This is a genomic window from Arsenicicoccus bolidensis DSM 15745, assembly GCF_000426385.1.
Classification (GTDB): domain Bacteria; phylum Actinomycetota; class Actinomycetes; order Actinomycetales; family Dermatophilaceae; genus Arsenicicoccus; species Arsenicicoccus bolidensis.
In genome coordinates this window covers 42,628-66,108 of record NZ_AUFG01000003.1, presented here as the reverse complement: position 1 = coordinate 66,108, position 23,481 = coordinate 42,628, and the positions used below count along the sequence as shown (strand labels likewise).

General features: G+C 72.1%; 27 protein-coding genes. 14 read left to right on the top strand and 13 right to left on the bottom strand.

Translation table 11 applies throughout. From position 1 onward, the window contains the following. Positions 1–91: 91 nt before the first annotated feature. Genes K313_RS0102620 through ychF form a run of 3 tightly spaced genes read right to left on the bottom strand, consistent with a single transcriptional unit; the run spans position 92 to position 1,787 of the window. A complete protein-coding gene (locus K313_RS0102620; RefSeq protein ID WP_029210309.1) occupies positions 92–412 on the bottom strand; it encodes a HigA family addiction module antitoxin in 321 nt (106 codons plus the stop codon). After that, the gene (locus tag K313_RS0102615) at positions 387–668 is read right to left on the bottom strand and encodes a type II toxin-antitoxin system RelE/ParE family toxin (RefSeq protein WP_034251378.1); all 282 of its coding nucleotides are present in this window, start codon (positions 666–668) and stop codon (positions 387–389) included. Before K313_RS0102615 ends, K313_RS0102620 begins: the two co-directional genes overlap by 26 nt. A gap of 33 nt (positions 669–701) precedes the next feature. Beyond that, positions 702–1,787 (bottom strand): redox-regulated ATPase YchF, encoded by a 1,086-nt coding sequence (ychF, locus tag K313_RS0102610; protein ID WP_019286231.1) that lies wholly within the window; start codon positions 1,785–1,787, stop codon positions 702–704. Positions 1,788–1,896: 109 nt separating this feature from the next. Between ychF and K313_RS0102605 the strand changes: the two genes are divergently transcribed. The 5 genes from K313_RS0102605 to K313_RS0102585 all read left to right on the top strand — a co-directional run bounded on the left by K313_RS0102605 (position 1,897) and on the right by K313_RS0102585 (position 7,960). Beyond that, the gene (locus tag K313_RS0102605; RefSeq protein WP_029210308.1) at positions 1,897–3,105 is read left to right on the top strand and encodes a DNA recombination protein RmuC; all 1,209 of its coding nucleotides are present in this window, start codon (positions 1,897–1,899) and stop codon (positions 3,103–3,105) included. 43 nt (positions 3,106–3,148) lie between these two features. Then, entirely contained in the window at positions 3,149–3,463 is a 315-nt protein-coding gene (locus K313_RS22840; RefSeq protein ID WP_084412389.1) for a BrnT family toxin, read from the top strand. Beyond that, on the top strand, positions 3,453–3,752 hold the full coding sequence (locus K313_RS0102595) for a hypothetical protein (RefSeq protein ID WP_019286234.1): 300 nt from the start codon (positions 3,453–3,455) through the stop codon (positions 3,750–3,752). The genes K313_RS22840 and K313_RS0102595 overlap by 11 nt, the downstream gene beginning before the upstream one ends. Before the next feature lie 147 nt (positions 3,753–3,899). Continuing rightward, complete coding sequence (locus tag K313_RS21985; protein ID WP_169516808.1) at positions 3,900–7,037, top strand: alpha/beta fold hydrolase; 3,138 nt, start codon at positions 3,900–3,902, stop codon at positions 7,035–7,037. Continuing rightward, entirely contained in the window at positions 7,034–7,960 is a 927-nt protein-coding gene (locus K313_RS0102585; protein ID WP_029210306.1) for an ABC transporter permease, read from the top strand. Before K313_RS21985 ends, K313_RS0102585 begins: the two co-directional genes overlap by 4 nt. Before the next feature lie 22 nt (positions 7,961–7,982). Here K313_RS0102585 and K313_RS0102580 read toward each other — a convergent pair whose 3' ends face one another. The 5 genes from K313_RS0102580 to K313_RS0102560 form a co-directional block, all read right to left on the bottom strand. Next, positions 7,983–8,528: a hypothetical protein gene (locus K313_RS0102580; protein ID WP_029210305.1), complete on the bottom strand. Its 546-nt coding sequence runs from the start codon at positions 8,526–8,528 to the stop codon at positions 7,983–7,985. A gap of 77 nt (positions 8,529–8,605) precedes the next feature. Further along, positions 8,606–9,031 carry a hypothetical protein gene (locus K313_RS21980; protein WP_029210304.1) on the bottom strand — a complete coding sequence of 142 codons (426 nt, stop codon included), beginning with the start codon at positions 9,029–9,031 and terminating at the stop codon, positions 8,606–8,608. Continuing rightward, entirely contained in the window at positions 9,028–10,452 is a 1,425-nt protein-coding gene (locus K313_RS0102570; RefSeq protein ID WP_029210303.1) for an MFS transporter, read from the bottom strand. The genes K313_RS21980 and K313_RS0102570 overlap by 4 nt, the downstream gene beginning before the upstream one ends. A 170-nt stretch (positions 10,453–10,622) precedes the next feature. After that, positions 10,623–10,970 (bottom strand): ArsR/SmtB family transcription factor, encoded by a 348-nt coding sequence (locus K313_RS0102565; RefSeq protein WP_029210302.1) that lies wholly within the window; start codon positions 10,968–10,970, stop codon positions 10,623–10,625. Next, a complete protein-coding gene (locus tag K313_RS0102560; RefSeq protein ID WP_034251318.1) occupies positions 10,967–11,419 on the bottom strand; it encodes an SRPBCC domain-containing protein in 453 nt (150 codons plus the stop codon). The genes K313_RS0102565 and K313_RS0102560 overlap by 4 nt, the downstream gene beginning before the upstream one ends. A gap of 140 nt (positions 11,420–11,559) precedes the next feature. Between K313_RS0102560 and K313_RS0102555 the strand changes: the two genes are divergently transcribed. Next, positions 11,560–12,231: an endonuclease gene (locus K313_RS0102555; protein ID WP_029210300.1), complete on the top strand. Its 672-nt coding sequence runs from the start codon at positions 11,560–11,562 to the stop codon at positions 12,229–12,231. A 247-nt stretch (positions 12,232–12,478) separates the two neighbouring features. Here K313_RS0102555 and K313_RS0102550 read toward each other — a convergent pair whose 3' ends face one another. The 3 genes from K313_RS0102550 to K313_RS23815 form a co-directional block, all read right to left on the bottom strand. After that, complete coding sequence (locus K313_RS0102550) at positions 12,479–14,059, bottom strand: amidohydrolase (RefSeq protein WP_034251362.1); 1,581 nt, start codon at positions 14,057–14,059, stop codon at positions 12,479–12,481. 234 nt (positions 14,060–14,293) lie between these two features. Then, complete coding sequence (locus tag K313_RS0102545; RefSeq protein ID WP_029210298.1) at positions 14,294–14,866, bottom strand: TetR/AcrR family transcriptional regulator; 573 nt, start codon at positions 14,864–14,866, stop codon at positions 14,294–14,296. Between the two features lie 185 nt (positions 14,867–15,051). Next, the gene (locus K313_RS23815; protein WP_169516807.1) at positions 15,052–15,342 is read right to left on the bottom strand and encodes a hypothetical protein; all 291 of its coding nucleotides are present in this window, start codon (positions 15,340–15,342) and stop codon (positions 15,052–15,054) included. Between K313_RS23815 and K313_RS22835 the strand changes: the two genes are divergently transcribed. The 7 genes from K313_RS22835 (at position 15,278) to K313_RS0102505 (ending at position 21,706) form a co-directional block, all read left to right on the top strand. Next, positions 15,278–16,309, top strand: coding sequence for a M20 metallopeptidase family protein (locus K313_RS22835; protein WP_029210296.1), 1,032 nt, complete (start codon positions 15,278–15,280; stop codon positions 16,307–16,309). The two genes, K313_RS23815 and K313_RS22835, sit on opposite strands and share 65 nt — an antisense overlap. Positions 16,310–16,340: 31 nt before the next feature. Further along, positions 16,341–17,741: an MFS transporter gene (locus tag K313_RS0102530; protein WP_029210295.1), complete on the top strand. Its 1,401-nt coding sequence runs from the start codon at positions 16,341–16,343 to the stop codon at positions 17,739–17,741. Between the two features lie 68 nt (positions 17,742–17,809). After that, positions 17,810–19,012 carry an ornithine--oxo-acid transaminase gene (rocD, locus tag K313_RS0102525; RefSeq protein WP_029210294.1) on the top strand — a complete coding sequence of 401 codons (1,203 nt, stop codon included), beginning with the start codon at positions 17,810–17,812 and terminating at the stop codon, positions 19,010–19,012. Positions 19,013–20,006: 994 nt separating this feature from the next. Then, the gene (locus tag K313_RS0102520) at positions 20,007–20,237 is read left to right on the top strand and encodes a hypothetical protein (RefSeq protein WP_029210293.1); all 231 of its coding nucleotides are present in this window, start codon (positions 20,007–20,009) and stop codon (positions 20,235–20,237) included. A gap of 26 nt (positions 20,238–20,263) precedes the next feature. Further along, positions 20,264–20,446 carry a hypothetical protein gene (locus tag K313_RS0102515; protein WP_019286253.1) on the top strand — a complete coding sequence of 61 codons (183 nt, stop codon included), beginning with the start codon at positions 20,264–20,266 and terminating at the stop codon, positions 20,444–20,446. 57 nt (positions 20,447–20,503) lie between these two features. Further along, positions 20,504–21,187 (top strand): MBL fold metallo-hydrolase, encoded by a 684-nt coding sequence (locus K313_RS0102510; protein WP_029210292.1) that lies wholly within the window; start codon positions 20,504–20,506, stop codon positions 21,185–21,187. Between the two features lie 27 nt (positions 21,188–21,214). Next, positions 21,215–21,706, top strand: a complete 492-nt coding sequence (locus K313_RS0102505; protein WP_029210291.1) for a beta-class carbonic anhydrase — start codon at positions 21,215–21,217, stop codon at positions 21,704–21,706. A 97-nt stretch (positions 21,707–21,803) separates the two neighbouring features. On the opposite strand, the gene K313_RS0102500 is transcribed toward K313_RS0102505, so the two are convergent. Then, entirely contained in the window at positions 21,804–22,055 is a 252-nt protein-coding gene (locus K313_RS0102500; protein WP_029210290.1) for a hypothetical protein, read from the bottom strand. A gap of 89 nt (positions 22,056–22,144) precedes the next feature. Then, entirely contained in the window at positions 22,145–22,297 is a 153-nt protein-coding gene (locus K313_RS23360) for a hypothetical protein (protein WP_156911106.1), read from the bottom strand. A gap of 153 nt (positions 22,298–22,450) precedes the next feature. Between K313_RS23360 and K313_RS0102490 the strand changes: the two genes are divergently transcribed. Further along, entirely contained in the window at positions 22,451–23,377 is a 927-nt protein-coding gene (locus tag K313_RS0102490; protein ID WP_029210289.1) for an NAD-dependent epimerase/dehydratase family protein, read from the top strand. The last annotated feature ends 104 nt before the right edge of the window (positions 23,378–23,481 follow it).

Here is a 23,481-nt window from a genome sequence, read left to right as displayed (position 1 = left end):
AGATGCATCGAGCCTGTGCTCGCGGCGGCGATCTCGGCAGCCCTTGTCTTTCCGACGCCGGGAAGACCGGAGATCACGACGAGATGCCCGGTCATGCGACATGCAACGGCGTGATCGCAGCGACCTTGTCGCGCAGCGCCCGCCGCTCGAGCCGCAGCTCGTAGTTCGACTGCAGGTTCATCCAGAGCTCCTCTGACGTCCCGAAGTACCGCGCCAGACGAATGGCCGTGTCAGCCGTGATCCCTCGCTTGCCGTGCACGATCTCGTTGATCCGTCGCGGCGGCACACCGATGGACACGGCCAGCTTGTTCTGCGTGATCCCGAAGCCCTCGATGAAGTCCTCCATCAGGATCTCTCCCGGGTGGATCGGCTGAATCAAGTCCGCCTCAGTGGTAGTCGACGAGTTCGACATCTTCTGCACCTCCATCTCTCCAGACGAAGCAGAGTCGCCATTGCGCGTTCACGCGGATGCTGTGCTGTCCGCGACGATCGCCGACCAGAAGCTCCAAGCGGTTCCCCGGCGGGACCCGGAGGTCCTCGACATCCTTCGCCGCATGGATCAGCTCGAGCTTCCGCAGGGTCGCACGCTGCACCGTCCGGTCGACGCGCTTGACGTACTGCTCGTGCCAGATGCGTTCGGTGTCCTTGCTCCCGAACGACCTGATCACCACGCGAATATATAACGCGTAGCGTCAATAACGCTAGACGTTAAACCTGAACTCGACGACGTCGCCGTCGTTCATGACGTAGTCCTTGCCCTCGATGCGCACCTTGCCGGCCTCCTTGGCCTTCTGCATCGACCCCGTGGCGACCAGGTCGTCATACGACACGACCTCGGCCTTGATGAAGCCGCGCTCGAAGTCCGTATGGATGACGCCGGCGGCCTGCGGGGCGGTCCAGCCCGTGCGGATCGTCCAGGCCCGCGACTCCTTGGGCCCGGCCGTGAGGTAGGTCTGCAGCCCGAGCGTGTGAAATCCCTTGTGCGCCAGCTGCTCCAGGCCCGCCTCCGTGACACCGACGGACTCCAGCAGCTCGGCCGCCTCCTCCTCGTCGAGCTCGGCGAGATCCATCTCGAGCTTGGCGTTGAGGAAGATCGCGTCGGCGGGGGCCACGAGCTCCTGCAGCGACGACTGCAGCTCGGTGTCGGTCAGCTGGTCCTCGTCGACGTTGAAGACGTAGAGGAAGGGCTTGGTCGTGAGCAGGAACAGCTCCTTGATCGCGGCCAAGTCGACGCCGGCGGCCTCGCCGCGGGCGAAGAGGGTGTCGCCTGCCTCGAGGACCTTCTGCGCGGCCAGGGCGTTGTCGAGGATCGCCTTGTCCGTTTTCTTGCCCTTGACTTCCTTCTCCAGGCGCGGGATCGCCCGCTCCAGAGTCTGCAGGTCGGCCAGGATCAGCTCGGTGTTGATGGTCTCGATGTCGCTGGCGGGCGAGACCTTGCCGTCGACGTGCACGACGTCGTCGTCGTTGAACGCGCGGATGACCTGGCAGATCGCGTCGGACTCGCGGATGTTGGCGAGGAACTTGTTGCCCAGACCCTCACCCTCGGACGCGCCGCGCACGATGCCGGCGATGTCGACGAAGGACACGGTGGCCGGCAGGATCCGCTCCGAGCCGAACACCCCCGCGAGCACCTTGAGCCGGGGGTCCGGCAGCGGGACCACGCCCACGTTGGGCTCGATGGTCGCGAAGGGGTAGTTCGCGGCGAGCACGTTGTTCTTGGTCAGGGCGTTGAACATGGTCGACTTGCCGACGTTGGGCAGACCGACGATCCCGATAGTAAGAGCCACGGGAGGCGAGTCTAGTGGCTCGCGCCGTCACTCCTGGTCGCCGCGGCTTCGGGCAGTGGCGGCGGCGGGGCGGCAGGGGTATGTCGGTGGTGGGTGCTTGGCTGCAGCCATGGACGTGAACCTGGTCATCGGGCTCCTCGTCGGGATCGCCCTCGGCACGCTGGTCACCTGGCTGGCGCTGCGGGGGTCCGGCGTGGCTGATCGCACCGCGCTCGCCGGCGTGACGGCGGAGCGCGACCTGCTGCGCGAGCGCTGCCTCGACCTGGAGACGACGGTCGCGGAGGACTCGCAGACCTCGGCGACGCTGGGGCCGATGCGCGAGGCCCTCTCCCGCATGGAGCGGACGGTCGGGACCCTCGAGCGCGACAGGCAGCAGCAGTATGGCGCCCTCGGCAGCCGTCTCGAGGAGGTGTCCGCGACGACCGCGGCCCTGCGCGAACAGACGGCATCCCTCGCGGGTTCGCTGCAGTCCAGCAGCGTGCGCGGAGCATGGGGCGAGGCGCAGCTGCGCCGCCTGCTCGAGCACGCCGGCCTGCTGGCGCGCTGCGACTTCGACGAGCAGGTGAGCGCGGTGAGCGAGCACGACGCCGCGGTGCGCCCCGACGCGGTCGTCCGGCTCCCCGGCGGCAAGGTGCTGGTCATCGACGCCAAGGCGCCCCTGACGCGGTTCCTCGCCGCGCAGGCCGAGGGGCTCGACGAGACCCAGCGCGCCGCCCACCTGCGGGCCCACGCCGGGGCCCTGCGGGGGCACGTCGACACGCTCGCCGCCAAGGCCTACTGGACCGCCTTCCCCACCACACCCGAGATGGTCGTGTGCTTCGTGCCGTCCGACGCCGTGCTGGCGGCCGGTCTCGCGCACGACCCGACGCTGTATGACGACGCCCTCGCCCGGCACGTCGTGCTCGCCTCGCCGGCGACCCTGCTCGCGCTGCTCCGCACGGTCGCGTTCACCTGGCAGCAGGACGCCCTCGCGACCAACGCCGCTCAGCTGCTCGCGCTCGGCAAGGAGCTCTACTCCCGCATCGGCACTCTGGCCGGCCACACCACCCGGCTCGGGGCCCAGCTGTCGCGCTCGGTCGAGGCCTACAACGCGATGGTGGGCACGCTCGAGTCACGCGTCCTCGTGACGGCACGGCGCATGCACGAGCTGGAGCTGGTGTCGGCGGCCCCACCCACCGTCGACGTCGTCGAGACGGCGGCCCGGCCTCTGACGTCGGCCGAGCTGCTCGACGCGCTCGACGAGGACGTCCACCGGCCCGAGCTCGACCTGGCACCACCCCGCCGCGCGACGCTCCCCCGCCGCGACGAGACCGCCTGATCGTGATGCGTCCGGCATCGTCTGACAGGGGTGGCCGAGTGTAATGCGCGTGCACTACAATGGGGCTACGGACGGCCCGCCTGACTGGCGCCATCGCGGCAGCTACATCGCCAAGCACGGCTTGACGCCCGCGCTCGCCAACGAGGCGGTCAACGACCCCAACCGCCTTGTCCTCGACCCCGACCCCTCGTCCCAATCAGGCCGGACGATCCGCATAGTTGGATGGTCTTCCAACCGCGAGATTCTGATCACCGTCATCCTGCTGCCAGACGGTGAGGTCACCTGGGGCGTGAACGCGTGGCCATCGAACGGGACGGACCAGCGTCGATACCGAGAGGAGGAGGTCGATGAAGATTGACGACCTCATCACCGCCGAAGCCGAGGCGTCGGAGGCGCACCCAGATGCCGAGCTGCGTCCTGGCACCACGACGCGGCGCGGCCACGGTCGATCCAGGACGCTGCAGGTGCGCCTCAACGCAGACGAGCTGGAGGCCCTCCTCACCATGGCCGCGGCACGTGGAGTGCCCGCCTCGACCCTCGCGCGCGATCTGCTCATGAAAGAGGTGCGGTCGGAGTCCGCGGACCCCATCGCCGTGATCGCACGGATACGGGCAGACCTCGAGGCCTTGGCGTCGACGGTGGCCTGAGCTGACAAGGCGGGTTCGTGGACGTGCCGCGTAGGACACTGGGTGTCTCGTGACGCGCGGGACGTCCCGAGCGACGAGCCCGACGACCTGCACCACCGACCCTGCTCCGCCTCTCGAAAGGTGACGATGAGACGCAGGCTGGCCGCGATGGCGGTGCTCACCACTGCCCTGGCGATGACCCCTGCGATCTCGGTGCCGGCCTCGGCGTCGGCGTCGATGTCGGCGCCGGTGCAGCGCGTCTCCGCCGAGGTTCGTGAGGAGGCGCTGCGCGTCCCGGTCAAGGCGGAGCCGGACGGTTCCACGGTGACCCTCGACGCCACGGTCGTGGCGCCGACCTCGACCGGACGACACCCGGCGGTGCTGCTCGCGCACGGTTTCGGTGGCAGCAAGGCCGACCTCATGGAGCGCGCCCGCGAGCTGGCCGGCCAGGGCTATGTCACCCTCGCCTACACCGCACGCGGGTTCGGCGCCTCGGGCGGCCGCATCCACCTGGACGACCCGGACTACGAGGTCGCCGACGCGTCACGGCTGCTCGACACCCTCGCGGGCCGGGCCGACGTGCAGCTCGACGTCGCCAAGGACCCCCGCGTGGGCGTGGCCGGCGGATCCTACGGCGGCGCGCTCGGCGTCATGCTCGCCGGCACCGACCGGCGCGTCGACGCCGCCGTCGCAGGCATCACCTGGAACGACCTGTCCGAGACCTTCGTCCCGGGCGGGGTGGGCTCGGCGCCAGGCGTGCTCAAGCGTCGCTGGGCCTCGATCTTCTTCTCGTCCGCGATCGGGCAGGCCCGGCCGACGGGCGCCACGAACGCGCCGCTCGGACCGGACACCGCCTTGTGCGGTCGCTTCGACCCGACCATCTGCCGCCTGTTCCTGGACGCAGCCAAGACGGGCCGGCCCTCGCCCGCTCTCGAGCAGGTCCTGCGTCGCCACGGCCCGGTCGCCGTGACCGGCAAGGTCACCGCACCGACGCTGCTGGTGCAGGGGATGCGCGACTCGTTCGTGGGGCTCGGCGAGGCGGACGAGACCGCGCAGCAGCTCGCCGCGAACGGCACCCCCGTCGCGGTCCGCTGGTTCGACGGAGGCCACGACGGCGGCGCCGAGCCGAGCGACGCCACGACCCTGCTGCCGTGGTTCCAGCGCTACCTCACCGACCAGGGACGCCAGCAGGCCGGAGCAGACCCTCGGGCCGGTATGCCGCTCCCCGCCTTCAGCGCTCCCCTGGCCGCCCAGGGCGGCGAGCGCGAGGTCACGCTCACGAGGCCGCCGCGCCTCGACCAGGCTCCGCCCGACGCGACCCGCGTGACGCTGGCGCCGGCCACCGGACAGGCCCCCGGCAACGGGAACGGGTCGAACAGCTCCCCCGCGCGCCCGATGCGCCTGCTCTCACCACCCGGAGGCGACCCCGCCGCCATGAGCAACCTCGGCGCTCTCGGTGGGGCGCTCGGGGCCGGCACGTCCGGCGGCAGCGCCTCGGGGGGCGCCGAGAGCGATGGCGGCTCAGGGGGCTCGGACAGCAACGCGAGCTCGGGCAGCGGTGGGACGACTGGCGGTTCGGGCAGCAGCGGCGGCTCGGGCAGCGGCGGCTCGAACGGGTCCGGTGGATCCGGCAGCTCGAACGGGTCCGGTGGATCCGGGGGTTCCGGCGGCTCGAGCGGGAACGGTGGGCTGGATCTCGCTGCGGCCGCGGGGTATTCGATCGCCGCCCTGCCGGGACAGCACGCGGCCTTCGACACCGTCCCGCTCGAGGACCGGGTCGATGTCGTCGGCGCGCCGCGCGTCCGCCTGCGCGTGACCTCCACCGCGCGTGACGCGACGCTGTTCGTCTCGCTGTGGCGCGTCACCCCGTCCGGTCCCGTGTCGCCCCGCAGCCAGGTCGTCCCCGTCCGCATCACCACGACGCCCGGCACCCCCGTCGACGTCGACGTCCCGCTGCCGGCGGGGACCTATGCGATGGCCCAGGGCTCGCGGTGGCGGGTGCTCGTGTCCGCCACCGACGCCGGGTTCGCGGTGCCCACGGACGCCCGCGCCTACGCCGTGAGCCTCGCCGACAGCAGCCTCGTCCTGCCCTCGGTCCCGGCCCAGGCCGTCACCGATCCGCAGGCCGGCGGGGACGGCATACGGTCGGTGGACCGCGAGGTCGTCTGGGCCGCAGCCGGACTCGCCGCCCTCCTGCTCGCCATCTCGGTCCTGGCCGGCCTCGCCGCCTGGCGCCGCCGACGCGGGGACCGCCGGGACACGCGGGCCGAGGACGCCGAGGTGCCGCTGGTCGTGGAGCACCTGGTCAAGACCTACAAGGACGGGCACCGGGCCGTCGACGACGTGTCCTGGCGGGCCGAGGCCGGTCAGGTCGTCGGGCTGCTCGGGCCCAACGGCGCAGGCAAGACGACCACGATGCGCATGCTCGTCGGTCTCATCCGGGCCGACTCGGGGGCGGTGCACGTGCTCGGGCAGCCCGTGCACGCGGGCTCCCCCGTGCTGGGCCGGGTCGGGTCGCTCATCGAGGGGCCCGGGTTCCTGCCGCACCTGACGGGTCGGCAGAACCTCGACGCCTACTGGCGGGCGACCGGCCGTGACCCCGCCGACGCCCACGTCGACGAGGCGCTGGAGGTCGCCGCGCTCGGGGGTGCGGTGGACCGACCCGTCCGCACCTACAGCCAGGGCATGCGCCAGCGGCTCGGCATCGCGCAGGCGATGCTCGGCCGCCCCGAGGTGCTGCTCCTCGACGAGCCGACCAACGGCCTGGACCCGCCCCAGATCGCCGCGATGCGGCCGATCCTGCGGGACTACGCGAGCACGGGTCGCACCGTCGTCGTGTCGAGCCACCTGCTCTCGGAGGTCGAGCAGACCTGCACGCACGTGGTCGTCATGAACCGCGGCCGCGTCGTCACCTCCGGCTCGGTCGCCGACCTGACGAGCGGGGACGGCACGACCGTGGTCACCCTCGGCCCGGACTGCGACCCCGCCGCGGTGGAGCACGCCCTGCGCACCGGGCCGCTCGGCCCGTCGCTGCACGAGCTGAGCCTCGACCGCCATGCGCGCACGCTCACCCTCGTCAGCGACGCGAGCCGTGGGGCCATCGTCTCTGCCGTCGTCCAGGCGGGTGGCGACGTCGACTCCGTCGTGCCGCGGCGTCGGCTCGAGGAGGTCTTCCTCGGCGTGATCGGTGGCGACGGTCCTGCCACCGGCGGCGACGACGACCACGGTCACGACCGCACCGACGATCTCGATGATCCTGACGGAAGGACTCGGATGGACAGCCTGCGCCAGGTGCGTGCCCGATGACCCCCAGCACCGCGCGCACGCGGCGCCCCGATCGCAGCGACGGCAACGACGGCAATGACGGCAACGACCGCACCCAGCGCGGGGGCGAGCAGCGGGGGTCCGCCGGCGCCCGTCGTGCCAAGCCCCTGCGGTGGCGCGTCGAGCTGGGCCGGCAGATCGGGCGGCGCCGCACGGCGTGGGGGTTCGGCCTGCTGCTGGCGCTCCCGCTCATCCTGGTCGGCGCCTTCTCACTCGGCGACGACGGCTCGGGCGGCGGTCGATTCGTCGACCTGGCGCGTGAGGGCGGCGCCAACTTCGCGGTCTTCTGCCTGTTCGCGTCCAGCGACTTCCTGCTCGTCATCCTCGCGGCGCTGTTCGCCGGGGACGCCGTGCCGTCCGAGGCGTCCTGGTCCTCCCTGCGCTACCTGCTCGTCGCGCCGGTCAGTCGGGCGCGGCTGCTGACCAGCAAGCTCGTCGTCGCCCTGGGGTCGACCGTCCTGGCGGCGTTCCTGCTGCCCGCGTGGGCGTTGCTGGTCGGCGGGGTCGCCTACGGGTGGACGTCCTACTCGAGCCCCGTCGGCACGAGCCTGGGGTGGGCGGAGTTCCTGCCCCGCCTCGCGCTGGCCGCCGCCGTCGTGGCGATCAACCTGGTCCAGGTCATCGGCATCGCCCTGCTCATCGGCACCCTCAACGACGCACCGCTCGGCGCCGTCGGCGGCGCGGTGCTCGTGACGATCGTCGCGTCGATCCTCGACACCATCGAGCAGCTCGGCGACCTGCGCCACGCCCTGCCGATGCACTACTCCCGCGCCTGGGTGCGCGCCCTGTCCCCCGACATCGGCTGGACCGACATCCAGCTCAGCGCATTGTGGTCGCTGATCTACGGCGTGGTCACGATCGCGCTGGCCTACTGGTGGTTCCGGCGCAAGGACATCCTCAGCTGAGCGCCGTATGCCGCAGCCGGCGTCATGGCAGGACGCGGCGCCATACCTGCTGATCCCCGTCCTCGTCCTCCCAGGTGACCACGAGGGTGGGCGTCCCGGCCTGCCAGTCCCCGATCGCGACGACGGTCGCGCTCTCGCCCTGGCCGAGCACGTCCAGGGGCTCCGGCGCCTCGAAGGTCGACGTCGCCTCGCCGCGCAGGCGCACGTGGCGGGCGGAGTCACCGAGGTTGGTGAGCGTCGCCCGGCCCCCGGGGTCGCGGTCCAGCGACCAGCGGGCGCCTCGAGGCCGGGGTGCTCCCCCGAGGATCGCCCTCCGCCTGGTGCCCGGCTGCGCGGCGCCGACCGCGCGACGCTCCTCGCGGCTGAGGAAGGTTTCGAAGAGGCGCGACAGCCGCTCCTGCGCGAGGGCGGATCGCTCGGCGGAGTCGGCCGACCGTTCGGCGCGCTCCTCCGCTCGGGCGGCGGCGAGGGACGCCGCCTTGGCCGAGCGGCGGCTCAGCAGCCACCCGAGCAGCGACCCGAGTAGGGCCAGGCTGCCGAAGAGGTCACCCCACGTGAACTCGCCCATCCCTCAACTGTAGTCACGACCCCCTCGCCCGCCACAGGGTCTGAGGACCTGGCGACGGTGCACGCCTCGACGACGCCTCACAGCGCCCAGGTCCCGAACCGTCCGTAGGCGACGAAGGCCGCCGCGGCGATCGCGACCACGACGCTGACGCCCCGGCGGTGATCGCGGCCGAGGTCGCGGACGTCGGTGGCCCACAGGAGCAGCGCGATGACGCCGCAGGCGGACAGCGGCACGAGCAGGGTGGCGGTGCGCAGCAGGCCGGGGACCATCAGGCCGACGGCGGCGACCAGCTGGAGGGCACCGACGTTGCGGTAGGCACCGTGGGAGAGATACCGAGCGCCATGGCTGCCCGAGGCAGCACCCGCGGCACCGCCCGACCCACCGCCCGACGCACGGGCCAGCGCTGCGTAGGCGACGGGCGAGCTGCCGAGCCTTCGGTGACCGTCGACGACCAGACCGGTCGCGAGGAACGAGGTGATGATCCACAGGCTGATGTTGTTCATGACAGTCCTTCGGTCGAGACGTGGACGTAGGGGTCGGCGGGCTGGGCCGGGGCAGACGGGCCGTTCGTGGTGAGGGTGCGGGGTCGCAGCCCGTGCCAGACCAGGCCGGCGCCGACCACGACGACGGCGGCGTCGACGACGAGCGCCAGCCGCAGGCCCGACTGCGAGGTCGCCTGGGTGGCGGCGAGGGAGCCGAGGATCGGGATGCCCACCGTGATCGCCACCTGCTGGGTCATAGAGGTGAGGCCGGTGGCCAGGCCCTGCTGGTCGTCGGGGAGCCCGGAGGTGCCGGCGACGGTGTAGGCGACGATCGCCGTCACGTGCCCGAAGAAGCCCACGAGGAGCGCGGGGACGATGAGGAGGAGGGCCGTGCGGTCGGTTCCGACGAAGGCCAGGGGCAGGGTGGCGACCCCCTGGACGACCATCCCGGTGACGAGGACGCGACGGGTGCCGAACGCGCCGAGGAAGCGGCCGGCGAGGATGCCGGCGCTCACCGCGGCCAGGCCCGGTATGCCGAAGACCAGGCCCGTGATGACCGGGGACAGCCCGATCGACTGCTGGACGTAGATCGTCATGAGGAAGATCGCGGCCGTCTCCATGGAGAAGGTGACCATGCCGGCGCCGTTGCCCCACCGCACGGGGGGTCGGCGCAGGATCCGCAGCGGCACGAGCGGGGCGGTGGCGCGCAGCTCGACGACGACGAACGCCGCGAGCAGCAGGATGCCGGCCAGGCCCCAGCGCCAGTCCTGCTCGATGATCGCGTAGACGCCGGCGAGCAGCCCGCCGGTGACGGTCAGTGCACCGGGCACGTCCAGCACCGGGCGGTGGGGCACCCGTGATGCGGCAACGAGACCGGGCGTGAGGACGAGGATGGCGAGCGCCACGGGCAGGTTGATGAGGAACGCCGCGCGCCAGCTGATCAGGCTCACCAGCGCACCCCCGACCAGGGCGCCCACGGTGAAGCCGCCGGACAGGATGGCGCCGTTGAAGCCGAGCACGCGGTCGCGGGCCGCGCCCTCGTCGAACTCGGTGGTGAGCAGCGACAACGCTGCGGGGGTGGACATGGCGGCGGCGAGCCCCTGGAGCACGCGGGCCGTGAGCAGGACCTCCGGGGTGGTCGCGAGGCCACCGAGGGCGGAGGCGCAGATCAGCAGGACCATGCCGCCGAGGAACACCCGGCGTCGGCCGAGCAGGTCTGCGAGCCGGCCGAAGAGCAGGGTGAAGCCGGCGGCCGGGAGGGCGTAGGCGGCGGCGATCCAGGGCAGGTCGGCGTTGCTCAGACCGACGCCGGCGCCGATCTCGGGCAGGGCCACGTTGAGGATGGAGAAGTCGAGCGCGAGCAGGAATCCCGCGCCCAGCAGGACGAGCAGGACGAGCCACTGGCGGCGGGTGAAGGCGTGCGGGCGTGCTGGGGCAGACATGGGGCGTCCTAGGGCAGGAGTGGGTGGCCCACGCGAGTGGTGGACGGGTCCGGCCCGAGGGTCGGCGAAGGCGCCGGACGATCCATTAGGGATCGCCGGGTGCGGAAGGATGCGGAAGGGTGGAGCGAGTGCGACTACGCGCCGGCCCTCGCGAGCCAGGCGTCGCGGGTCTAGCTGCCCTCGGGGGCCTCGGCCTGCTCCTTGAGCCTGGCCAGGCGCGTGTCCCAGTCGGAGGCGAGGGCCGCGAGCCGGCTGGCGGTGGCGTCGAGCGTCTCGGGGCGTACGGAGTAGCGCACCTCTCGGCCGACGCGCCGACCGGTCACCAGGCCGGCCTGGTCGAGGACGGTGAGGTGCTTGACCACGGCCTGGCGGGTCACGGAGACCTGCGCGGCGAGGGTGGTCGCGGTGGCTTCGCCGAGCGAGCCCACCAGGTCGAGCAGTCGGCGGCGGGTGGGGTCGGCCAGCGCGACGAGCACGCTGTCCGCCCCACCGTCGTCGAGCGGTGCCTGCTCGGTCACGCGGCGGCCTTCTCGACGCGCGAGCGGAAGCTGTCCAGGACCTCGATCCAGCCGTCGGCATTCTGCTGCTGGGCCTGGTCGATCTGCTCGGTGGCGCCGGCGAGCGAGCCGAAGCCGCTCTCGACGACGCGCAGCCGGGTCCCGTCCCCCTCGGGGGTCAGCGTGAACTCCACGAGGGTGCTGTTGTCGTCGCGGAGCTCCACGCCCGGGAAGGCGCTGGCCCAGCGATAGGCGAGGTAGGACGTGGGGTCGACCTTCTCGACGCGCACGGGGAACTCGCCGTACGCGCTGTTCTTGGCGAGGACGGAACGTCCCTCCTCGGCGACCTCGTCGGTCAGCGAGCCCTCGTCGGCGACCCACCAGCCGGGCTGGGCGACCATGGCCCAGACACGGTCCTGCGGTGCGGCGATGAGGGTCTCGCGCTCGATGCGGTCAGTGGTGATGGTCATCACTCTTTCGTGTCGGTGAATGATGTGCAACTCCAGCATTGCACTTGCCTCATCGATGCGCAACCCCCAAGTTGCGTATGGCGCAACCGCCCGCACCTCGGCCCTGCATGGACGAACCCCGCCCGGGGTAGGCGACCCGCATGACCAAGGGCAGAAGCACGCAGGCGAAGACCGCACGTCGGCTGCTCGAGCGGCACGGGACCACCTTTGCCTCGGACGCGGGAATCTCCTTGCAGGACAAGCCCGCTCCCCTGTGGCAGCTGCTTGTTCTGAGCCTCCTGCTGTCGACGCGCATCCGCTCCGACATCGCGGTCGCCACGGCGCGCGAGCTGTTCGCCGAGGGGTGGCGGACCGCGGAGCACCTGCGCGAGAGCACCTGGCAGCACCGCGTGAACATCCTCGGACGCGGGGGCTATCGCCGGTATGACGAGAGCACCGCCACCCGGCTCGACGACGCCGCCGCGCTGCTGCTCGACCGGTGGGGCGGTGACCTGCGCCGGCTGCGCGACGAGGCCGACGGCGACCCGCGCCGCATCGCGAAGTCCCTGCAGACCTTCGACGGGATCGGCCCGGCGGGCGCATCCATCTTCCTGCGCGAGGTGCAGGCGGTGTGGCCCCAGGTGCGCCCCTACCTCGACAGGCTGGCCCTCGAGGGCGCCCGCGCGGCGGGGCTGCCCGACGACCCCGAGCAGCTCGCGAGCCTGGTCGACGGCGACGACCTCGCCCACCTCGCCGCCGCCCTGGTCCGCGTCGCCCGCGACCCCGCCCTCCTCGACCACCACAACGACGACGGCAACGACAACGACGCCTGACCCCCACGCCGACCGGTCAGTTCCCGACACCCCACCCCCGCCGACCGGTCAGTTCCCGACGCACGAGGCCGTCGGGAACTGACCAGTCGGTGGGGCCTGGGTGACAGCCGGGCCGTCGCACTTGCCCCATAGGACACGAACGGGGCCATGGGACACCAGGCGTCATATGTGGCAAGCCAAGCCATCGGCCACGCCCCACGCCGGCTGCCCATGCCGGCTGCCCACGCCGACTCCTCATGCGGCGGCGTCAGCGGGCGTCGTGGACCACCCGGCCCGCGACCACGGTGGCCGCGACGCGCATGTCCCGCAGAGTCGCCGCCGCCTCGACGGCACCACGACCCGACGCCAGCGGGTCGGCGTCGAGCAGCACGACGTCCCCGTGCGACCCGACGCCGATCGTGCCCTGCCCGTCGGTGCTCGCCCCCAGCGCCTCGGCCGGGGTGATGGCCTGCTCGGGGTGCCAGGCGGAGCGCTCGTCGGCGCTGCGGTGGACCGCCGCCGCCATCGCCAGCCAGGGGTCCAGCGGCGAGACCGGCGCGTCCGAGCCCATCCGCAGCGTCACCCCCGCGTCGATGAACGACCGCAGCACGAAGCACCGCTCCGACCGGTCGCCCCAGCACACGTCGGTGACGTCGCGGTCGTCGAGCAGGTGGGCCGGCTGCACGCTGGCGCGCACCCCGAGGCGCGCCATACGAGGCACGTCCGACCAGGTCACGAGCTGGGCGTGCTCGATGGCGCCACGCGCCCCCGTCGCCTCGAAGGCCGCGAGCGCCTGCTCCACGGCCGCGTCGCCGATGGCGTGCAGCGCGATCTCGAGCCCGGCGCCGTGGGCTGTCGACAGCAGCGAGGTGAGCCGGTCGAGCGGGAAGTTGACCTTGCCGCGCGGGAACTCGAGCGACCCGGCGTCGACGTACGGCTCGCAGCAGTAGGCCGTGCGCGTGTTGAGCGAGCCGTCCGAGATGATCTTGAGCGGGCCCATCGCGACCAGCCCGGCGGCGAGGTCCTGACCGGTCCGCAGCCCCGCCTCGAGGACCGCGTCCAGCAGCTCGGGATAGACGGCGGGCCGCACCCGCAGCGTGTCCAGCCCGGCCGCGACCCGCTCCGGCCAGCGCGCGTAGCCCGCGCCGAACTCGAAGTCCACGATCCCCACGACGCCGCGGGCGTTCGCGTCGGCGACGAGGTCGGCGACCGCCCCCTCGACGTCGTCGTCCCCGGTCAGCTCCGACAGCCTCCCGAACACCGGGAACCAGTCGTCCTCGTCCAGCGCGTGCCGGGTCGCGGGGGCGCCGAGTCGTTGCAGCGCAAGGGAGTTCAGCCAGCCGTTGTGCCCATCGCCGCTGACGATGAGGACGGGGTGGTCGCCGCTGACGGCGTCGAGCTCGGCGACGGTGGCGGGCCGGGACCAGGTCGCGCTGCGGTGCCCCCACGCCGACACCACGGAGGTGCGGTCGGCGTCGGGCCGCTCGTCCAGCGACCGCACGTGCTCGGCCACGCGGGCCGTGACCTCCTCGGGCCCGGCCGTCCCCGACACGTCGAGCCGGCGGGCCATCAGCCCGGCCTGCGCCGAGTGGACGTGCTGGTCCCACAGCCCGGGGATCGCCCAGCGGCCCTCACCCTCGAGCACCGGGGACCCGTCGTCCGCGAGCCCCAGCCCGACCTGCGTGACGACGCCGTCGACGACGCGCACGTCGACGGGCTCGGAGCCCGTGCGCGCGGCAACGGTCTCGCCTGGGTCGAGCTCGCCTGCGGCAGAGGCCGTATGACGCCCGCCCAGCTCGGGCGGGGTCACTGGGACGAGGCGTACGTTGCGGACGAGCAGGGACGACACGAGGTCCACCTCCAGGGCGCGGCGTTGCGGCGGGACGATCCGCCTCTGCAATCTAACGTTCCGTGGAGCGGTCGCCCCAGTCGTGGGAGCGGCCCTGCCCGATCCAGAGTGGTCGCACATCCGACATCAAGGTCACCCTGACGTCGGACGTGTGACCACTCTGTGCCGGCCGTCAGACGGGGAGTCGCTCGCCCGGCGGCCGCGGGTGCACGACTGGCGGGGGTGCGACCTGCGTCACCTCAGGTGGCCGCGGTCCCCCTGGTCGAGGATGAGGTCGGCCGCGTGGTTGATGACCTCCAGTCGCGTGCGCCGGGGGTGGTCTGCGGCGAGGAAGTGGCTGCCGATGGCGACGCAGTAGGCCAGCAGCGCGCGCGCCTCGACCTCGTCGGGGTCGTCGCAGAACGTCGAGATGGCGTCGCGCGACAGCTGGATGCGCCGGTTGTCGACCCGGCGCAGGCGCTCGGCGACCTCCGGGTCCCGGCGCGCCCAGGTGCGGATGGCCAGGTCGACGGGCAGCAGCCGGTCGTTGGAGAAGGTCAGCCGGCCCGCGGTCCGCACCTGGTCGAGCAGGTCGCCACCCTCGGCCTGCACGCGATCGATCACCTCGTCGACCGCCTCGCGCTCCCACGTGTCCAGCATCTCGGTCAGCAGCGCCTGCCGGTCCTGGAAGTAGCCGTAGAAGCCGCCCTTGGTGACCCCGAGCCGCTTGGCCAGGACCTCCACGCGCACCGCGTCCACGCCCCCCTCGGCCAGGACGCGCAGCCCTTCGTCGATCCACTTCTCTCGGGGAGTTCGCAGGGCACCCATCTCGTATGACGCTCCTCGGTCAGCTGTGCGTGCGGGCACGACGGGCCCGACGGGACATGTGCGGCATCGTATAACCTCGGCGGGCGCGATGGCCGTGCGGCGCGCCCTGCCGCGCAGAGTGGTCACAGATCCGACACCAGGGCCGCCCTGACGTCGATGCGCGACCACTCTGCGCGGGACAGACCTCAGCCGAGGCGGTCGACGACGGCGGGCACGACGAGGCGGTCGGTGCGGCGGCCCTGCTCGTCGAGGACCCAGCCCATGCGCTTGACGGAGCGCAGCAGGAGCAGCGACTCGACGTGCTCAAGCCACGGCAGCCGCCGCCCCAGCGTCTCCTCGAACGCCGCGACCCCCGCCACCGAGCGCCCGAACACCGAGAACACCAGGTTGACCTCCCCCATCACGCCGAGCATGAGCCGCAGCTGGGTGAGCGTCGACAGCAGCGTGACGGTGCGGGCGAGGTCGGACGGCGGCACGCGCACGAACACGCGGAGGTCACCGGCCAGTCGGCGGCGTCGTGCGCCAGGTCGCAGCGGAAGGCCAGGGCTCCCGACGCGACGAGGCGGTCGAGGTGCCGGCGCCGCCCGCCTGCTCGCCGACCGCCGCCACGAGCTGCGCGGCGACGTGGTCCTCATGTTCCAGCCCGGCGAGGAGATGCACGACGGCGCCGCCCTCATGATCGCCGAGGGCGTCCTGGACGCCGCCGGTCGTCGCGCCGACGCGGCCTACGCGATCCACGCCTTCGCGGCGACCGTGCCCGGCGGCCACGTCGTGAGCCGGCGCGGCGCCATGCTGGCCGCCGCCGACGGCTTCGAGGTCGTCGTGGAGAGGCGAGGCGGTCACGGCTCCGCGCCGCAGCACGCGCTCGACCCCGTGCCCGTGGCCTGCGAGATCGTCATGGCCCTGCAGACGATGACCACCCGCCGCTTCGACGTCTTCGACCCCGTCGTCGTGACCGTCGGCAGCCTCCAGGCCGGCGACGCCCCCAACGTCATCCCCGAGGACGCGCGCCTGGTCGCCAGCGTCCGCTCCTGGTCCACCGAGGCCCGCGCCCGCTTCCGCGAGCTCGCCGGGCAGCTCGCCCGGGGCATCGCGCAGGCCCACGGCATGACCGCCCACGTGTCCTACCTCGACGGCTACCCGGTCACCCACACGTCCGCCGACGAGACCGACTTCGCCGGCACCGTCGTCGCGGACGTGCTCGGCGAGGACACGTTCTCCCTTCTCCCACAACCGTTCTCGGCCTCCGAGGACTTCTCCCGGGTCCTGCAGTCCGTCCCGGGCACCTTCCTGGGACTCGGCGCCACCCCTGCCGGCCTGGACCCCGCGAGCGCGCCGTTCAACCACAGCGCCCACGCCGCGTACGACGACGCCGTCCTGCCGCTGGGCGCCGCCATACCCACCGAGCTGGCCATCCGCAGGCTGGCCACGCTCCCCTCCTGAGCCTCTCCACCTCACCCATCGAGGAAGTCCCATGTCCGCCACCTCCCTGCCCTTCTCCGCAGCCTCGCCCGGCTCCAGCAGCCCCAGCAGCCCCAGCAGCTCCGGCGGCTCGGACGCCCCCGCCCCTGCGTCCGACTCCGGCTCCACCTCCGCGAGCGCCCGCCCCACGTCCACCCGTCGCACCCTCGTCGGCACGGGCATCGGCAAGGCGATCGAGTGGCTCGACTGGAGCATCTACTCCAGCTTCGCGCCGTTCTTCGCCGCCAGCTTCTTCGTGTCGACCGACCCGGTCTCGGCGTTCCTGTCGACCCTCGCGGTCTTCGCCGTCGGCTTCGTCGCGCGCCCCCTCGGCGGGCTCCTGTTCGGCCGGGTCTCGGACCGGCTGGGCCGCAAGCGCGCCCTCGCGATGACGGTGGCCCTCGGCGCGTTCGCCAGCCTGATCATCGCGATCGCCCCGTCCTACGCGATGGTCGGGGTCTTCGCCTCGGTGCTGCTGTTCGTCGCCCGCGTCCTGCAGGGCCTGGCGCACGGCGGCGAGCAGCCGGCCGCGCAGGCCTACCTCGCGGAGGCCGCCCCGCCGGAGCGTCGCGGCCTGTGGTCGACGCTGATCTACTTCTCCGGCACCATCGGGGCGAACGTCGGGCTGGTCCTGGCCGCCGTCCTGTCCGCCAAGCTCGGCCGCGCCGACATGATCGCGTGGGGCTGGCGCATCGCCTTCGTCATCGGCGCCCTCGGCGGGCTGTTCGCGCTCTACATGCGCTCGCGGATGAGCGAGACCGAGGAGTTCGCGCGCACCGAGGCGACCATCGCGCAGGACCGCCCCAGCCTGGCCCACGAGATGTGGGTGCACCGCCGCTCGGCGTTCCAGGTGATCGGTATGACGGTCGGCCTGACCGTCTCGTACTACCTCTGGGCCGTGGCCGCTGCGGGCTACTCGATCGCGGTCCTCAAGGCCGACCCAACGCAGACGCTGATCGCCAGCGTGGCCGCCAACACGCTGTTCCTCCTGTGGCTGCCGCTGTGGGGCATCCTGTCCGACCGGATCGGCCGCAAGCCCGTCATGCTCATCGGCATCGTCGGCCTGATCGCCCTGTGCATCCCCCTGTCGGCGATGATCGACGGCACCCCGATGAAGCTGTTCCTCGCAATGACGATCGCCCAGGTCTTCGTCGCCGCGCCGTGCGCCATCACCCCGGCGATCATGTGCGAGATCTTCCCCACCCGCATCCGCACGATCGGCGTCGCGCTCCCGCTGTCGGTGGCCATTGCTATCTTCGGTGGGACGAGCCTCTACCTGCAGACCTACCTCACGCGGGCCTACGGTCCCCAGGCCTTCTCCTACTACGTCATCGCGCTGCTGCTCGTGAGCGCAGCCACCGTCCTCACGCTCCCCGAGACCCGCGGACGCGTGCTCACCGACGAGACGGCCTGATCCGGCCGTCCCCGCCCCAGGTCGGGCCGGCGCGCCAGCGCCTCCGGCATACAGCAAGGAGCCCCTGCATGAGCACCACCAACCAGCAGATCCGTCTCGTCGAGACCTATGCCGCGCACAACTATCACCCGCTCGAGATCGTCCTCACCGAGGGCGAGGGCGCGTGGGTGACCGACGTGGACGGCCGGCGCTACCTGGACGCGCTGGCGGGGTACTCCGCGCTCAACTTCGGCCACCGCCACCCGCGGCTCGTGGCCCGGGCGCACCAGCAGCTGGACCAGCTCACCCTGACCAGCCGGGCGTTCCACAGCGACCAGCTCGGGCCGTTCGCCCGCGACCTCGCCACGCTCACCGGCAAGGACATGATCCTGCCGATGAACACCGGCGCCGAGGCCGTCGAGACCGCCGTCAAGGTGGCCCGGCGCTGGGGCTACGACGTCAAGGGCATCCCGGCCGACCAGGCCAACATCGTCACCATGGAGGGCAACTTCCACGGCCGCACGACCACGGTGGTGTCCTTCTCCACCGACGACATCGCGCGGCGGAGCTATGGCCCTTACACCCCCGGCTTCCGGGTGGTGCCGTATGGCGACCTCGAGGCCCTGGACCAGGCGATCGACGAGCACACGGCCGCGGTCCTGCTCGAGCCGATCCAGGGCGAGGGCGGGGTGCTGATCCCGCCGGCCGGGTTCCTGCCGGGCGTGCGTGACCTGTGCACCCGCCACGAGGTGCTGATGATGGCGGACGAGGTGCAGTCCGGCCTCGCGCGCACCGGGCGGACGTTCGCGTGCGACCACGAGGACGTCGTGCCCGACATCTACGTGATGGGCAAGGCGCTCGGCGGCGGCCTGCTGCCCGTGTCGGCGATCGCGGCGGACCACTACGTGATGGACGTGATCACGCCCGGTTCGCACGGCTCGACCTTCGGCGGCAACCCGCTGGCCGCGGCCGTAGGCCACGAGGTCGTGCAGATGCTCCTCACCGACGAGTGGAACGACCGCGCCCGCGTCCTCGGCGACTACATGACGCCGCGACTCGAGGCGCTGCGCGAGCACGGCGTCCTGCAGGTGCGGGTGCGCGGCGCGTGGGCCGGCCTCGACGTCGACCCCCACCTGATGACGGGCTACGAGCTCTGCCACCGCATGGCCGGTCACGGCGTCCTCGCCAAGGACGCCCACGACTCGACGATCCGCCTCGCTCCCCCGCTGGTCGCGACGACGGACGACATCGACGTGATGGTCGACGCGATCGAGAAGTCCCTCCGCGCCTGAACCACGCCGCGCGCAGCCGCGGACGCTGACGCCGGTCGCCAACGCCGGCGGTCGGCAACGCCGCCGGTGGCTCACGCTGACGCCGGTCGAGAGGGCACAGATCGCTCTCCCGACCGGCGTTTTCGCTGCCACTCTCGCCCTCTCACACCCGCGCACCTACCCCCGCTCGCCCTATCACCCGCGCGCCCGCCCGCGATCCGGGCTCGTCGACGCCTTCGGGCTCCCCGACGTGCCCGCGCGCAGACCGAGGGGACGCAGATGACTCCTAGCGCGGCGTGTCGCGGACGTTTGCGTCCCCTCGCCGCTCACCTCGGCGACCGCGCGTGCCCTTTCTGCTGGCCCGACGCCCCTCCCCCACGCTGGGCGCCGCCGCGCGTGCGCTTCGTGCTGGCCCGACGCACCTTTGACGCGGCCCAGCGCTGCCAACCCTCGCCCCGGAGGCCACGCTCACGTGGCGTTGCGGGAACTCACCGTCCGGAGCCGCAGGGAAACCTGTCGCGCTCGCTGATCGTCAGGAGCCAGGACGCCGCCCGTCAACCCTCCTGACGCCGTCACGGCCGCACGCTCCAGGCGATGACCTCATTGCTCGGCCGCACTTGCCCCATAGGACAACTGGCCTGTCATGAGACAGCACGTGTCGTATGTGGCAAGTCCCGCCCTCGAGACCTGCCGCACCCCGGCCGCACCCCGGCCGCAACTCCAGCACCCGCCCACGCACCTTGCCACCCGTCAGCAGGCGCCTCTTCAACCATTCACACCGGGTCCGTCATCGAGAATCCTTGGCGCGCAAGGCATCCCACGCTTGGGCGGCCCCCGCGACGACCACCAACACCCTCACGCGTCGCTCATGGGCCCACCCCTGCCACGCCCCTGCAGGACCGGCTCATGACGGACGACCGCGAGCGTCGGGCCCGGGCCAGACGTCAACCAGGATTGACGACATACGGACGTCAACGTAGATTGACGCCAGGTCGCCGCGAGGAACGGACACGAGATGGGTGAGCAGAAGATGAGTGCACTGGTGAGCCAGGCCGGCGACGACGACCCGCTGCGTGCGCTGGCCGCCGTCGCCGAGCTGCACCGCGAGATCAACCGCACCGAGGCGGTGGTCGTGCGCCGGGCGAGGACCAAGGGTGCGTCCTGGGCGCAGATCGCCGGCGTGCTGGGCGTGAGCAGGCAGGCGGTGCACAAGAAGTACGGCGGGACGCGGTTCGGCAAGGGCTGACGCGCCCGTCGACGCATACTGCGGAGATGGGGAACGTCCCGCACAAGCTGATGACCTATCTCGGCTTCACGATGCCGCCGTCGGGCCCCGGCTACCGCTGGTCCGGCAGCTGGGCGGTTCGCTACCAGGTGTGCGATCGCTGCGGCGCCAGGGTCGGCGCCGCCGAGGAGTCCCAGCACGACGCCTGGCACGCCCAGCTCGGCCGCTGACGGGGCGCGCAAGCGCTCCCCACTGCCGATCGGCCGGATGGCGCCTAGGCTCGATGGATGGCTACCTCCCTGCAGCCCGTGGCGGACGGGGTGCACCTCGCCTCTCTCGCCCCGCTCAGCATGTTCAACTCCGTGGTCCTCGACGGGCCCGACGGTGACATCGTCATCGACTCCGGCCCCGCGTGGTCGGGCAAGCGCCTGGCGCGGCTGCTGCGGGGCCGCGACGTCGGCCGCCACGTCGTCACGCACGCCCACGGCGACCACGTCGGCTCGAGCGCCTGGCTGTGCAGCCACACCGGCGCGCCGCTGGCGATGAGCGAGCTCGAGGCCGACGACTTCGAGCGCGGCAGCATCGCCTACCACGCCGGGCTCTCCGGGCGACTGATCGTGCCCCGTATGACGCGCCAGCGGCACCACGTCGACCAGCGCCTCACGGAGGGCGACCAGGTCGGCAGCTTCACGGTCCTGCCGCAGCCCGGCCACAGCCCCGGCCTGCTGGCCTTCTGGCGCGAGTCCGACCGCGTCCTCATCGTCGGGGACGGGCCGACCAACATCTCCAACGACCCCACCTCCCCCCGCTGGATGAAGCTGCCGGTCAGCTGGCACCACGACCCGGCCGGAGCCGTAGAGTCCCGCCGCCACCTCGCCGAGCTCGAGCCCGAGCTGATCGTCTCCACGCACGGCCGCCCGGTGCGGGGCGTGGACCGCTGGCTCGACGGCATCCGCAACCACGCGCACTGACCCACCGCCTCGAGGAACGGAACCCCCATGGCCGTCACCGACCAGCTGCTCACCAACAACGAGACCTACGCGCAGGGCTTCGAGGGCCCGCTCCCCCTGCCGCCGTCCAAGCACGTGGCGGTGGTGGCGTGCATGGACGCCCGGCTCGACGTGTCCCGCGTCCTCGGCATCGGTGAGGGCGAGGCGCACGTCATACGCAACGCCGGAGGCGTCGTCACCGAGGACGTCCTGCGATCCCTGGCGATCAGCCAGCGCCTGCTGGGCACGCGCGAGATCGTCCTGGTGCACCACACGGACTGCGGGATGCTGACGTTCACCGACCAGGCCTTCCGCGACGACCTGGAGCAGGAGACGGGGACGCGGCCGGGCTGGGAGTCCGCGGCGTTCACCGACCTCGACGCCGACGTCCGCTCCTCGATCGCCCGGATCGTCGCCGATCCCTATGTGCCGCACACGGACTCGATCCGCGGCTTCGTCTTCGACGTGGCGACCGGTCGCCTGCGCGAGGTCGGCGCCTGATCGAGAGGCAGAGCCCGTATGCCGCCCGCCCCGCCCCTCGCCGCGAGAGGACGAGAAGTGCTCCTCCGAGCGGCGTGTCGCAGCTGTCTGCGTCCCCTCAGGAGTCCTTGGGGCGGTTGTGCCGCTCGCGGAACCGACGCTCGCTCTCCCCGTTGAAGTCGGGGTCGTCACGCAGGATCTGACGGAACAGCTGGACGAAGAGGTAGAGGGACCACAGCCCCAGGGCGACCTTCAGCACCAGCCCGAGCGTCTCGAGGTCACCGCCTCGTGGGAACGCCAAGGTCACGACGACGAAGAGCGTGCCGACACCTATGGGGCCTGCCACCGGGGGCCAGGAGGGCTTGTCCATGGGGCCAGGCTAAGCCGCCCCGCCCAGGGCCGGTGTCGCGCGAGAACCCCCGGCCCGCGGCGGGTCGGGGGTCCTCGCAGGCAGCGGGGTCAGATGGACGGGTCGTCCGTCGCCTCGCGGTCGGAGTGAGGGACGTTGTTCTCGTCCACGTAGGCCTCGTGCTCGCCGCCCTCCTGGGGCCGCGCGCCCTCGTTGTCCCCCTCCTTGGGGATCTCGAACGCTGCATCGGTGGGAACGCTCATGGTCAGTCCTTTCGCCTGCGGGATCAGAGACTTCAGTCTGCTACGGAATGACGGCGCGCAGGGGCTGCGTTGTCGCCCACGTCTCCGAGACCGCCGCAGCAGCGGTGCGTCCCGACCCGCACGACAGACATCACGACAGACATAGGGTTCCTGATGCAGACCGTCCTCGGCGCGAACGGCCAGATCGCCGTGGAGCTGACCCGCGAGCTCTACCGCAGCCACACGCACGACATACGGCTGGTCAGTCGTCACCCGCAGAAGGTGCACGACACCGACGAGCCGGTGGCCGCCGACCTGACCGACGCCGAGGCCACGTCGCGCGCCGTCGCGGGGAGCGAGATCGCTTATATGACCGTGGGGTTGCCGCTGGACACGCAGCTGTGGGAGGAGCAGTTCCCCACGATGATGCGCAACGTCATCGACGCGTGCGTCGAGCACGTCACCACGCTCGTCTACTTCGACAACACCTACATGTATCCGGGCAGCACGGCCCCGCAGACCGAGTCGACCCCGTTCGCGCCGAACGGCCGCAAGGGACGGGTGCGCGCCGAGATGACCTCGCTGCTGCTGCGGGAGATGGGGGCGGGCCGGATCAACGCCGTCATCTGCCGGGCGCCGCAGTTCTACGGCCCGGGCCTGACCAGAAGCTACACCAACACGCTGGTGCTCGACCGGATCAAGGCGGGCAAGCGGCCACTCGTGCCGGTCAACGCGGACGCCGTGCGGTCGCTGATCTGGACGCCTGACGCCAGCCGCGCGATGGCGCTCATCGGCAACACCCCCGATGCCTACGGGCGGACCTGGCACCTGCCCGTCGACCCGCACCGCCTGACCTACCGCCAGCTCATCGCGGTCGCGTCGGAGGTGACCGGCCGGCGCATCCCGTTCACCGTCCTGCCCGTCGCGGCGTTCCGGCTCGGCAGCCTCGTCTCCCAGCCCCTCAAGGAGATGAGCGAGCTGCTGCCCCGCTACCGGGGGGACAACGTCTTCGACTCCTCGGAGTTCACCCGCCGCTTCCCCGACTTCGCCGTCACGAGCTACCGCGACGGCATCGCCCAGGTCCTCGGCGAGAGCCGCTAGAGCCGGCCGAGTCTTGTGGAGATGACCGCTTCACCTGGCCCCCGTTAGGCCGACCGGGCGGCGTTCGCACTCAGTCTGGTCGGCCCCCGGGCTCGTTGGCTACG